General features: G+C 42.9%; 10 protein-coding genes. 4 read left to right on the top strand and 6 right to left on the bottom strand.

What is annotated here, in order from left to right; all coding sequences use genetic code 11:
• Positions 1 to 285: 285 nt before the first annotated feature.
• On the bottom strand, positions 286 to 1,071 hold the full coding sequence (locus ACSVDI_RS02645; protein WP_457944508.1) for an HAD family hydrolase: 786 nt from the start codon (positions 1,069 to 1,071) through the stop codon (positions 286 to 288).
• A gap of 153 nt (positions 1,072 to 1,224) precedes the next feature.
• Between ACSVDI_RS02645 and ACSVDI_RS02640 the strand changes: the two genes are divergently transcribed.
• Complete coding sequence (locus ACSVDI_RS02640) at positions 1,225 to 1,881, top strand: SGNH/GDSL hydrolase family protein (RefSeq protein WP_457944506.1); 657 nt, start codon at positions 1,225 to 1,227, stop codon at positions 1,879 to 1,881.
• Between the two features lie 423 nt (positions 1,882 to 2,304).
• On the opposite strand, the gene ACSVDI_RS02635 is transcribed toward ACSVDI_RS02640, so the two are convergent.
• The 4 genes from ACSVDI_RS02635 to ACSVDI_RS02620 form a co-directional block, all read right to left on the bottom strand.
• Complete coding sequence (locus tag ACSVDI_RS02635; RefSeq protein WP_457944504.1) at positions 2,305 to 4,023, bottom strand: glycoside hydrolase family 13 protein; 1,719 nt, start codon at positions 4,021 to 4,023, stop codon at positions 2,305 to 2,307.
• Between the two features lie 59 nt (positions 4,024 to 4,082).
• Positions 4,083 to 5,375 carry a sugar ABC transporter substrate-binding protein gene (locus ACSVDI_RS02630; RefSeq protein ID WP_457944502.1) on the bottom strand — a complete coding sequence of 431 codons (1,293 nt, stop codon included), beginning with the start codon at positions 5,373 to 5,375 and terminating at the stop codon, positions 4,083 to 4,085.
• Positions 5,376 to 5,464: 89 nt separating this feature from the next.
• Positions 5,465 to 6,292 (bottom strand): sugar ABC transporter permease, encoded by an 828-nt coding sequence (locus ACSVDI_RS02625; RefSeq protein ID WP_457944500.1) that lies wholly within the window; start codon positions 6,290 to 6,292, stop codon positions 5,465 to 5,467.
• Between the two features lie 4 nt (positions 6,293 to 6,296).
• The gene (locus ACSVDI_RS02620) at positions 6,297 to 7,628 is read right to left on the bottom strand and encodes a carbohydrate ABC transporter permease (RefSeq protein ID WP_457944498.1); all 1,332 of its coding nucleotides are present in this window, start codon (positions 7,626 to 7,628) and stop codon (positions 6,297 to 6,299) included.
• Between the two features lie 190 nt (positions 7,629 to 7,818).
• On the opposite strand from ACSVDI_RS02620, the gene ACSVDI_RS02615 reads away from it, so the two are divergent.
• The 3 genes from ACSVDI_RS02615 (at position 7,819) to ACSVDI_RS02605 (ending at position 11,088) form a co-directional block, all read left to right on the top strand.
• The gene (locus ACSVDI_RS02615) at positions 7,819 to 8,733 is read left to right on the top strand and encodes a LacI family DNA-binding transcriptional regulator (protein WP_457944496.1); all 915 of its coding nucleotides are present in this window, start codon (positions 7,819 to 7,821) and stop codon (positions 8,731 to 8,733) included.
• A gap of 697 nt (positions 8,734 to 9,430) precedes the next feature.
• Positions 9,431 to 9,970 (top strand): pyruvate kinase alpha/beta domain-containing protein, encoded by a 540-nt coding sequence (locus ACSVDI_RS02610; protein ID WP_457944495.1) that lies wholly within the window; start codon positions 9,431 to 9,433, stop codon positions 9,968 to 9,970.
• A gap of 209 nt (positions 9,971 to 10,179) precedes the next feature.
• Complete coding sequence (locus ACSVDI_RS02605) at positions 10,180 to 11,088, top strand: LacI family DNA-binding transcriptional regulator (protein WP_457944494.1); 909 nt, start codon at positions 10,180 to 10,182, stop codon at positions 11,086 to 11,088.
• 265 nt (positions 11,089 to 11,353) lie between these two features.
• Here the strand turns inward: ACSVDI_RS02605 and ACSVDI_RS02600 are convergent, their stop codons facing one another.
• Positions 11,354 to 12,283 carry an ArsR/SmtB family transcription factor gene (locus ACSVDI_RS02600; protein WP_457944492.1) on the bottom strand — a complete coding sequence of 310 codons (930 nt, stop codon included), beginning with the start codon at positions 12,281 to 12,283 and terminating at the stop codon, positions 11,354 to 11,356.
• Between the last annotated feature and the right edge of the window lie 204 nt (positions 12,284 to 12,487).

Here is a 12,487-nt window from a genome sequence, read left to right as displayed (position 1 = left end):
GGGCTGCATTTGGAGCCGGCGGCGCTGGGTCTGTAAAAATTCCGTGAATAGCACGGGGCCTTACCACCTATCACCGACTCTGCAAAATACACCCATTATATTTTAAGGCTATTATAGCAAAATGGCACAGCAAAACAATGTGTTTTTCCTATCACGGCAATTATTGATCAATTTAACGCAATCAATAAGAAATCGGTAGTGCTTCGCGCAAACAGAGGAATATTGGGCGGGAAATGGCGCGGACAGATCAAAAAAGTACGAACACGGAAATAAAAATCAGGATCATCATGCATTTACCAGTGTTAAAATATGCCGCACCGCCTCCGCAAAGCCGTCTGCGCCTTTTTGCCTGGTCACGTAGGTCGGCAGGTGGCGCAGCTGCCCGATAAACGGAAGAATGTTCGCCACCGCACAGCTGTTGGGAAACGCTTCAAACATCGGCTCGTCGTTTGGAGAATCGCCGAAAAAGATACAGCGTTCTTTCATATTCTCCTCCCGCAGTACGCTTTGAAAAAACAACTTCGCCATGGCGCGCTTATTATAATCCCCGAACCATGTATTCACGTGGATGGAGCTGATTTTCGCCTGCGCACCCAGTGAAACGCAGATTTGACGGATTTTTTCAGCGGCTTCCAGCCCAAGTTTCGGTTCGTCCTCATTAAAATCTATGGCTAGATCGTAAATGCGTGCAAACTGATCGCGCGCCACGCGGCACCCGGGCACACCGGCTAGGCAGGCCTGCCGGACTGCCTCCAGCTTCGCGCGGACTTCCGGCCCTGCAACGGACGGGTGAACGAGCGTCCGGATTTTTGAGCCTTCCCAATAATAAACAAACGCTCCGTTTTCCCCGATGACCGCCCGCACCGGCCACTCCCGGATAATCAGGTCACACCATCCGGCGGGCCTGCCCGTCACCGGAATCACTTCGAATCCGCTTTTGTGCAGATCCCACAGCGCCGCATACGATTCTTTGGTCAGCTTCCCGTTCGTCGTAATTGTATCGTCAATATCGCAAAGCACGTATTTCAGTTTGGCTGCCCCGGCAGCATCCAGCTCTTCCATTGGTTTCATTGTTTTCCCCTCCCCTGCTCTCGCAAAATCCTAAGCGGTTTGTCTGCTCGTTATTATAAGCAGATCGGGTTCTTCTGTCAAACGCTGTGCTGGGAATTTCTTCTTGATGTAGCCTCCCTGTCTGTTATAATAGGGAACGGGAGATGGTTCAAATTGGAACTGAAAAATAAGAAGATTAACTTTTTAGGCGACAGCATTACAGAGGGCGTGGGCGTTTCCTGTGAAGAACACATCTATTTAAATATTCTGAAAAAGGAAGCCGGGCTTGCCGAAGCGCGGAATTACGGCATCAGCGGAACCAGAATCGCGGCTCAGCTTCACCCGGAACACCCGGACTGGGATCAGGATTTCATTTCACGGGTGGAAACGATGGAAGATGACGCGGATGCGGTTGTGGTATTCGGCGGGACCAACGATTACGGCCACGGTGATGCACCCTTGGGCGATTTTTCCGACCGTACGCCCTATACCTTTTACGGCGCCTGCCATGTGTTGCTGGAAAAACTGATTCAGAAATACCCGTCCGGCACCATTGTGGTCATGACGCCCCTGCACCGGCTTGGGGAGGAAGACCCAAAAGGCGACGGCAGCAAAGCCGTCGGCACGGCGCCCCTTTCCGTTTATGTCGGCATTCTAAAAGAGGTCGCACAGTATTACGCCGTTCCGGTGCTGGATTTGTACGCCGTCAGCGGGATTCAGCCCTGCGTGCCCGTTTTGCAGGAACGCTTCTGCCCGGACGGGTTGCATCCTAACGACGAGGGACACAAGCGGATTGCCGCGCGGCTGAAAGGCTTTTTGCAGACGCTTTGAAGGATGCCACTGCAGTATAGCAAAATAACCGGCATTTTCATGCCGGTTATTTTATTTCCTATTGATAATTATAAAATGCATGATAAGATAGGATAAACGTTATTGTGTAATCATCCTTCTTCTCAAAATTCAGTGCAAGGAGAAATCACCATGCCTTTGAAAAAGCCAAAACTAAAAATCTTCCTGCTGGTATTTCCGCCGTCTGCATTGGGTTGAATCTGCTGATTTCTTACCTGTTTCCCCTTTCACGGCTTCTGCTGATCGTCCTTGTGCGGTCACAGCAGTCTGCCTTGTGATGTTTCTCATCGCCAACCGGCATACGCTGAAAAATCGGCGTGGAACAAACACAAACAATCTTATGCGAAACTGGAAACTCTGCAAGTTTGCGTGCCAATCTCTACCGGAAATAGCGGCCCTGTCAATTCAAACGGAGTAGTAACAAGAGAGTCCTTCAAATGGTTTTAAAAATCCCGTGTGTATGTCTGCTGTTTTTTCAGTGGTGACCCATTCCATTGCTTTGCCAGCCGGCAAAACAATGTTTTTGCCCTCTTTTGTTCTGTTTAATACGGTTAGAACTTTTTCATGACCATACTCCCGCTTCAGATAGAACACCCCGTCGTTGGCCCACATTTGTATGGTACCATATTGAAGTGGTTTACACTTTTTTCGAAAAGCGATGACTCGCTTATAAAAGGCAAGCAGCTCTTTGTCCCAATGGCTTTCCTCCCAGTCAAAGGTACGCCTGCTGTCCGGGTCACCATTGCCTTCCATACCGATTTCCGTTCCATAATAGGTGCAGGGTATGCCCACATAGCTGAACAAAAACAGAATGGCCAGCATCAGTTTCTTTATATCCCCTTGGCACCATGTTAGGAAGCGCATGGTATCATGGCTATCCAAAAGATTCAGCATGGAGAAATTGGCCTGGTCTGAGTTCCTCATTAGGTAGGCATACAGATCCTCTGCAAATTCTTCCGCACTGATTTCCTGTGATGCAAAAAACTGAATACACGATTTCGTTACCGGGTAGTTCATCACGCCATCGAATTGATCGCCCATCAGCCACGGGTAGGAGTTGTGCCAATTTTCTCCAATAATGACAGCTTCCGGGTTAATATCCTTAACCAGTTTGCGGAAGTCCCGCCAGAACTGGTGGTCAATTTCATCGGAAACATCAAGGCGCCAGCCATCAATTCCTGTTTCTTTCATCCAGTAGGCGACCGTATCAAAAAGATATTGTTTTAACTGTGGATTGGATGTGTTGAGCTTCGGCATATTTGGACTCGTCCCAAAGCACCGGTATTTCGGTTTGTGGCCATTTTCAGGAAACTCTAAGAAATGGAACCAGTCTGCATATTGGGACCGGGCGCCGTTTTTCAAAACGTCCTGAAACGGGGCGAAAAAGTAACCGCTGTGATTGAATACTCCATCCAGAATAATCCGTATTCCTTTTTTATGCGCCTGCTTTACCAGCTGGCACAGCAGGTCTTTCTCCCCGAAGGAAGGGTCAATCTTGCGGTAATCGGTTGTGTCGTATTTATGGTTGCTGGGCGATTCAAAGATTGGAGTAAGATATAATCCATTGATTCCAAGCTCTTTTAAATAATCAAGCTTTTTAAGGATGCCTTGTAAATCGCCGCCGGAAAAGCTTTTGGGCTTGGGAAGTTCCTTCCACGGGGAGACATTCTGGGGGTCATTGCTGCGGTCGCCATTACAAAAGCGTTCCACAAAAATCTGATAAAAGACCGCTTCGTGGACCCACTGAGGAATGGTATGAACGTCAATCGGATTAATGAACGGATACTGGAAATAATGAAAATAAGCATATTCATCATCGAATGCTTTGGTTACCCCGGATTCGGAATAAACATGAGTGGTTTTTCCATCTGATATGAGAAAATAATAGCCCAGCCGCGGATCATTTGTTACATAGTTATACTGGTAATAATCAAAGTAGCGGTCGGTGGCGACCTTTTTCATTTGGAACTTTTGCTTTTCCATCCATGCATGTTTTTTTGCGATGACCAGTACTGCGGATTTGCAGTCATCTTTTGCTGTACGTAACCGGATATGTAATTCATGAGTATTATAAGCAAACGCATAGTTACTTTTGGGGTTATGATAAAGTGCTTGTAAGTTCAAGATGATCCTCCTGATTGTGTCTTAAAAATCCACGAAGAAAACAGTCTTTTGAAAAAGCCTTAAGATTCAGTCTGTACCAAACTGTCCCATTCTGATACCGCTTTTTTCTGTGCATTTTCAGGCGTTAATTTTCCATCGAATACTTCCGGCCCAATTTCACCGATGATCGACCAAAAATAAGAAATCCTCTTTGCGCTTGGCATAGGAACCGATTTTTCAAATGCCTTTAAAATAGCGCCGGAAATCGGGTCGGTTGAAAGCCCGCTGACCTTGGAAATATCGTTTCTGGCCGTAATCTTTGATGCTTTGGAGTAAAGGAGCTCCGCGCTTTCAATGGAAACGAGGTATTGCGCAAAAAGCTGTGCCGCTTTGGGGTATTTCGTATAGGACGCTACATGGGCATTTTGAATGTAGGAAAACACCTTCATCTGTTTTCCATCATAGGTTGGAACCGGAATAACTCCAAAATCGACGTTAGCATTTTGATAAGTTTTCACATCCCAAGGGCCGCTCATGATATAACCTGTTTTGCCATCGGTAAATTGCTTGTTAAGAAAATCCGTGTTGTTGGAATCGATTGCTTTCATTGGCATTAGGTCGTGGAATTTTTGAACGACCTGCAGCCCTTTTAAAAATTCTGGAGTATCGAAGTTAGGTTTACTTTCATCCGTACCATCGGCGCCGAATAAATTATATCCGTAGGTACTCAGCATGGGGTAAAGGGATGCCCCTTCGTTTGCGTTAAATAAGAACCAGAATTTATTCTGTTTAATATCATTGTAAGTTTCTGCTTCCTTAAAGATCTGTTCAAATGTTGTAGCTGGGGTTTTTACCAGCTTTTTATTGTAAAATAGGACCGAAGTTTCGACTGAGACAGGTGCGCCATAAGTTTTGCCGTCCTTTGTCACGGTTTGCAATGCTACAGGACTGACATCATTTTTCATGTCCTGTACAATGCTGTTGTCGAAAGGAAGGAGTATTCCCTGTACAATAGCCTGATAGGACTGGTCGTGTGCCAGCATAAACACATCCACACCTGTTTTTGCCACCGCTTCCAGCTTTGCTTTTTTTAGATTGTCCATCGTTCCTTTTTGTACGGTTACCGAGACCCCATACTTTTCTTTAAACTTTTCGGCAACCGCTTTGCCCCACGCCAAATCACTGTCGTTGCCGCCCGTACGAAACATTAATGTTGCGCCCTTTTCCGGAGTCAGTGCCTCCGCACTTGCTGAACCGGCGTTTTCCGATACCGCTGATTTCGTGGTGTCCACCGGTATATTGGATTTACAGGCGGTCAAAGGGGATGCGAGCGAAAGACACAAAGTGAATGCCAAAATTTTTTTTAACTGCATACTTGTTCTCCTTTCATTGCGTGCATGGCACAGAATATATAAATTTTAAAAAATGGATTGTTCCATCACGTAAGAAACCAATCCACCACTCAACCCTTATTTGCACCGGCAGCAACGCCCTGAACCAGGTATTTCTGAAACACGATAAATAAAATGGTGATTGGAATCGCAATCAGAATAGACCCTGCTGCAAACATGGTGAATTTATCATTTTCCTTTCCGGCGATCATATTATAAAGACCAATGGCAACGGTTGTGTTGTCGTTATCCGTTGACAAAAGCATGCTGGGCATAATGAAATCCATCCACGGAAACATGAACTGGGACACTGCGCAATAAGTTATAATTGGTTTGGACATTGGCAAAATGATTTTGAAAAAGGTTGAAAAATAGGAACAGCCATCAATATAGGCCGCCTCATCAATCTCTTTTGAAATGCCGTCCAAATAACCTTTGACCAGCCAGACATTATACGGGATTGCGCCCGCTGCATAAATAATGACCAGTGCAAGCGGATGATTTAGCAGACCCATCGTCAAATACAGAGTATAGAGCGCGGTCATGGATAAAAAGTTTGGGAACATAGAAAGAAGCAGTAACCCAATCAAGCCTAATCTTCTGCCCTTAAAACGAAAACGTGAAACGACCCATGCGGTTATCATAATAAGAACAACGGAAACCACCGCAGTAAAGGTCGCAATCAAGAAAGAATTTTTAAACCAGACCAAGTAATTGGTTTCTTGAAAAAGCCTGATGTAATTGTAGAGAGTAAGTTTTTTGGGGATTAGTGATGAGGAAGCCAGACTGTCCCCGGGATTAAACGATGACAGAATAATCCAAACAATTGGAATTAAAACAAAAAGCGATACAACAATTAATTCGAAATGCACCAAAAAGGAGCTTATTCTTTCTTTCATGTATTTACATCTCCTTAATTGCGGTGGTATTCTTCAAATTCCAATATGATGCCACACCGACTAAAATGAAAATTAGGATATTTAAAACAGCCGCCATATTGTACATGTTTTGATCCAGAGTCAATTTGTAAATCCATGAAATCAAAATATCGGTGTCACCCGCGAATTGCAGCGCGGAATTATTGGGTCCGCCATTGGTAAGAAAGTAGATGAATCCGAATCCGTTGAAATTGCCAACAAAATTCATCACCACCAAAGGTGCAGTCGCTTTCATCAAGAGTGGCAGCTTAATCCGCCGAAAAACCTGAAATTTATTAGCCCCGTCAATTTCGGCCGCCTCATAAAGTGTTACATCTTGATTAGCTAAAACGCCGAGCAGCATAACCATAAACATCGGAAATCCGATCCACAGATTCACTGCAACAATCGTAATTTTCGCGGTGAAAGCATCGGACAAAAACGGTATTCTGCTATGAATAAGTCCACAGTCCAGTAAGAATTGGTTCAAAGGGCTGAACTGCCCGTTAAATAAATTTCGGAACATTAAAAGCGAAATCATTCCCGGAATCGCCCATGGCAGTATGTAAATGGAGCGAAAAAGCGATTTGTGCTTAACATATTTGCTGTTGATGAGCAGCGCCTGAAAAAGGCCCAGAAAATAAGTGGAAAAAGTGGCAAGAAAAGCCCATATAACGGTCCAAACCAAAACGATAACGAAGGTTTGGGACCATATTGGTATGCTGATTAATTTTTTAAAATTGTCCAAACCAACCCATTGCACTAAATTGGCAGGAGGAAGATGATTCACGTTATAATTCGTAAAAGCCGTGAGAATAGAAAAAATAATTGGCATAACAACAATATATAAAACAACAAAGAGAATCGGCGTCAGCACAAGATAAGGGAACATTTTTTGATATAATTTTTTTCCATAGGCACGTGAACTTAGGTAAGTGTGTGTGTCTTCAATTGCTTTTCCCGTGCAATAAGCATCTACAATATTCCAAATATAAATTCCTAAAAAAGTCATTAGGAACATTAACGACATAATTCCATGGATCATTAAATAGGTCGAATGATCCTCCCCAGGAACTGTGCCTAACGTGAGAAGTCCCCAGATTCCCTGTGTAAAATAGCCGCCGTATAAGCGTATTTGAAAATCCGGAATTTGCCCGGCAAAAAAATTAAACCAATAACCGGATATCAGCTCGATTCCAAAAAGTAAAACCTGGGCGACAAAAAACAGAATTCCTTTTAACTTTTGTTTGCCAATAAAAAACTGACCGCTGCCCCAAAAAAGGCAGGATAAAATGGTTGAACTTGTTTTTTTCGTCAATGCATAGACCTCCCCTTATTCCATCTTGTTGAATCAGCAAATAAAATCACTTGCTAAGATTGTGCTTCTCAACATTCCCAATCTTTTATATAAATTCAATTATAAAATATCAACACAGCCTTCATTCTTGCATAGATTGTCTAAGCATGATAGAATGATACCCAAAGAAATTTCGGGGGGAACGGTTAATATGGCAAAACATAAAGTATCCATGCGGGATATTGCGAAAGAATGCAATGTTTCGGTGGCCACTGTTTCCTATGTTTTGAACCACTCTGAAAATGAAAAAATCGGGCATGACACCTGTTTGAAAATAACGGAAGCTGCAACACGGTTGCATTATAAGCCGCGCGATTCGGTAAAAAAGCGCAAAAGCAATCAGGTTGGGGTTGTTATCAATTTCAAAGATAACGATTCCGCCGGAAAAAGAATGTGCTATTATGATCTTGCTTCAAAGATAAGCGTCCGAATGAAAGAACTTGGCTTTGAAACGCTTGTCATAGAAACGAAAGACCCGGAAAAAGACATGGCTGCCATTTCAAGGCACAATTTTAACGCGTTTTTTTTGATTGATATTGATAACAAAGTTGCTAATAAAATCACGCAACACTACTATGTACCCATTCTTTTTTTAAACTGTAACATTCATGACAGTTTATTCTGCAAGATTTATCCAGATTATAAAGATGCGATTCGTAAGGCAAAAGCTATGCTAAGCACAAACTCACCGATTCTTGTAATGGAAGATATCTGTAACGAAGATTTAAAAAATCAAATTATCGGAGGATTCCCTCCCCATGACGTTTTTATTAATACCTCGAGTTCCAGTTTAAGGCTGTTTCTTCAGAACCATCGTCAAAAAAAGGCAATTGTGCTGGGCGATATCCTTGGACTGGAAACAGAACTGTATATTAATCGGCAAGATCTTGTTGTCGTGTCAAATTTGGATGAAACCAATCTGTTGCTGCCCGACACAAAAAGAATTTACTTTCCAAATAGAAAAGTTGCTGATATTGCCGTTCAAACCTTGCAAAAAATGTTTTCACTAGACTATGGCAAAGCTGGAGAAGAAAACAGAATATTAGTTTCGTGCGAACTGGATTAATCGGAACCATTAAGGGAAACGCCGGAAATGTTGTTGGTAACTGCCGCAGCATTTTCGGCTTTTTGTATGATACGCTTCAATAAATCAGACGTTTGGCCTATGGGCCGGATGTTCTAAAATGAATGATCGTGCCCAGTGCTGCCAACTAATGGATACTGTTTTTATCGGGAAAGCCTCCCTCTGACATAAAATCTAGAATATAATGCTTTGCAAGCAATAATATAGCACGATTATTTATATTTGTCAATATTTTACTGAATATATTAAAATTTATTATGAATTATGTATCAATATATAACTTAACATCATATTGTTAAGTTGCCAAGCAATGTTAGGAGTCGGCTATTTTCGTAAAAGTTTTATCCCATCGCAAAAAAGGTTAAGCAATTTCAGAAAATTAATCATTTTTAAAATTTTAATTTGATTTGGCGTTTCGCCCCACGGATTCTCCTAAATTTTTAAATTGATATTGACAAATAAGGCCGTATGCTATATTCTAAAAATCACTTAAGCGTTTAAGCAATTTCCATAAAAGGAGCCTAAATACACGCACTGTATGGATGGCACCAGCAAAATAAAAGGCCTTTCTGAATCGCATGCTGCAAAGGTGAAATGAAACTTTGAAAAGGGAATGTATGTAAAAAACAGGAAGTGGTCGAATCATATAATGCAATCAGAAATATAGGAGGTTTCTGTTATGAATGAGCCAGTCTGTTATTTTGAAAAGCCAGGTAAATCCAATACAGAAGAGGTCTTTCAGATCGTTAAAAAATACGTGCTGGCACATCATATGAATGAAATTGTATTGGCCTCAACAACCGGTCAAACCGCGCTCCTTGCCGCAAATTTTTTTCATGATTTGGGAATCAAAATCATTGCGGTAGGAGTCGATACATTTGGCTGGTGTCAAAGTGAGGAAATCAAAAACGAATTGAGGAAGAAACAGATTCTAGCGGTACCATGCGTTCATTATTTCGAACAGGACACTGCCAATGCATTACGGAGTTTTTCCCAAGGTACAAAAGTCACATTCGAAATTGCCGAAACTGCCATGGAAAATAACCTTCTTTCCGATACAAGCCGAATCATCGCCATCGGCGGCACGGGTTTTGGTTCTGACACCGCATTGGTTCTGAGATCAAACGGCAAACAAAACCCGAAATTTGACGTGATTCAAATATTATGTATGCCGGAAACAAAGCAGTTAGATGAAAAAGATCGAAAGAATGTATTTTAAATCATCACCTGCTTCTGATTTTGACGGATGTTGGCTCAGTCCCCTATGCCTGCATATTTTCTGGTAATGGTATGAAAAGCGGCAAGCCCCATCCGTTTTTGCAGCGGTCCAATCTTGCCAGACCCCCTTTATTGACAGGGCACGGCTTACCGTGCTAAAGTAGTTTGAGCACTTCCGTAATAAGGCATGGAAAAGGTGGGGAACGGGATTTGGGAAATATAACGATGAAGGATATCGCAGAAAAATCAAACGTTTCCATTGCAACAGTTTCTTATATCTTAAATCATGTAAAGGGACAAAAAATCAGTGATGAAACGAAAAAACGTGTATTAAGGATCAGCAAGGAAATGGGGTATATCCCCAATTTAACCGCACGCACGCTTGCAGGCAAAAAATCCGGCCTAATTGGAATTTTACACGTTTGTGACTTTACCATTGAGAACCCATGGCAAGATTTTATTTATTGCAAATTTATTAATCAAATCGAACGTATCTTAAATCGTTTTGGCTACCATGTGCTTTTCACAAAAGTCGATCTTCACTCTCCGGAACTCAATGTTGTTTTACAGAGAAAATTGGATGGCGTGATTCTGCTGGATGTTTGTGAAGATATCTTTTATAAAATTTCAAACATTTTTCATGTTCCGGTTTTAATTATCGATGGCTACTTGGACGACAGCTTGTTCCATAAAATTATATTGGATTATCATGCTGCATTTAGAAAATCGGAACAATTGCTGAACAGCAATCCTGAATTTATCATTTCATATAAGAGCAATAACCAAGGACTTTCCAATCTTATCAGCAGCTATGCAAAGGAAAAGGGAATGGATCTGCTCTTTGCCCACAGCGAAAAAGAATTGGTTGAATTTTCGAAAGGTAAATCCAACGCAAAAGGAATTGTAATCAATGAATTTGTCAGCCTATTTGCGGCTCGATATCTCAATCCAGAAAATCTTGTCACCATATGTTCCTGCGGATCCCCTGAAATTCTTCCTGAAAATGCGAAAAAGTTTGTATTTGAGAAAAATACATCGGAAGTGGCAGCTCGTTTAATCCTCTCCTATATCGAAGGTCGCTATCAGCAAAGCGGCGATAATTATACCTTTTTAAAATAGCGATACTATGTCAGTGACTCCGATTCTTTATATAGCAAGACAGTTGAAAAACGAAATGGCCCATATCACCATGGAGCGCTCTGTCAGTTAGGCAGGGCGCTCCATTTGTATTCGGATTCAGTTTTCCCCGCCGTCGAGGTGCCTGGTCACCTCTGCCACAGTCATGTTATACCGAAAAGATTTTTAGACTACGTGCAAAAACAGGCTGCCCGGATGCAAAGCATCTGAGCAGCCTGTTTTTCATTTCCGTCTCTTTTGTTTGGTATTACGCCTTTGTTTCTGCCGATGTATCGTAAATCACATGCAGGCGAATATCCTGATTATAATTTCCGAACCCGTGGCCGAATAACGTAAACCCGCCCGCATTTGCGGCGTCGCTCGGTGCCGCCATGCGGAACCGGAAATCACTGTTCCGGTTTAGGTTAAGGTTCTGTATGGTGACGGGGGAAATCATTTTTCCGTCAATAAAGGTCCCCTGCGCATTGACGGACAATAATTTAAGGAGGCCGTACTGGTTCCAGTTTTCGAACCACCAATCCGGGGTGTACAAACCGCGCATTGCTCCGTAATCCCCGGGGCTGGTCCAGGAGCCGAGCAAAATATCATTGAAATAAAAGAAAATGTCGCTGGGCCAGTTTTCCGCGACGCCGGGAGCTTCGGAAGAAATCTCCATTGAAATTTGAATTTCCTCCGGGATTTGACCCTCTTTCAGGTAATTCGGAAGCCGATACTCCACATAACCCGAACTGAACCAGAGAATGCTGGCGTTGACACGCTGCGGATCATCAAAGTAACGCGGATCATCCACGGACCCAATGAGCGTTTCCGTTGTGGCGATTCCGCAAGTAGGGTGTACCTGATAATCGGTATACTGGCCGATCGGTATTTCCGCCATATACATATTTCCGGAATCAAAGCGCTTTCCAAGCGAAATGGTAAAGCGGTTCTCTTTTAAATAGCAAGCTTTCCGGGCGTCCCGCTGGCCGTTCACCTGCTTCAGCTCTACCAGGTTGGCATCCAGCAGAATTTTCATATTCTGTGTAATTGCCGCACGGCTGACTCCCATGGTATCCGCCAAATCATTCAGGCTGACGCCGCGGTTTTTATAAATGTACTGCAGCATATCGACACGCAGTTCAGAACTGAGTGCCTTGCAGAAAGCCACCGTTTCTTCTTTTGTATAAAACTCGCGCATATCAATTCCTTATCCTGATTCAGTATTTATTAAATGATATCATATTCTGCGCGGTTTTACTAGAAAAACAAGCAAATTCTTAATTCTTTCGATTGAATCTTCATTGTGGTACACAAAATTTGCGTAGTTTACCGTACTGGTTCTTTCCACCATAGGTGATAAAACGTAAAAACCGCGCAGCTTCTCTGTCGAAAAGCCCTGCGC

Source organism: Caproiciproducens sp. LBM24188 (assembly GCF_054130445.1).
This window is presented reverse-complemented; position numbering and strand designations above follow the sequence as displayed.

Bases quoted from the DNA above. Each gene is read 5' to 3' on its own strand.
- ACSVDI_RS02645 (WP_457944508.1), bottom strand. From the start codon at position 1,071: ATGAAACCAATGGAAGAGCTGGATGCTGCCGGGGCAGCCAAACTGAAA.
- ACSVDI_RS02630 (WP_457944502.1), bottom strand. From the start codon at position 5,375: ATGCAGTTAAAAAAAATTTTGGCATTCACTTTGTGTCTTTCGCTCGCA.
- ACSVDI_RS02625 (WP_457944500.1), bottom strand. From the start codon at position 6,292: ATGAAAGAAAGAATAAGCTCCTTTTTGGTGCATTTCGAATTAATTGTT.
- ACSVDI_RS02615 (WP_457944496.1), top strand. From the start codon at position 7,819: ATGGCAAAACATAAAGTATCCATGCGGGATATTGCGAAAGAATGCAAT.
- ACSVDI_RS02610 (WP_457944495.1), top strand. From the start codon at position 9,431: ATGAATGAGCCAGTCTGTTATTTTGAAAAGCCAGGTAAATCCAATACA.
- ACSVDI_RS02600 (WP_457944492.1), bottom strand. From the start codon at position 12,283: ATGCGCGAGTTTTATACAAAAGAAGAAACGGTGGCTTTCTGCAAGGCA.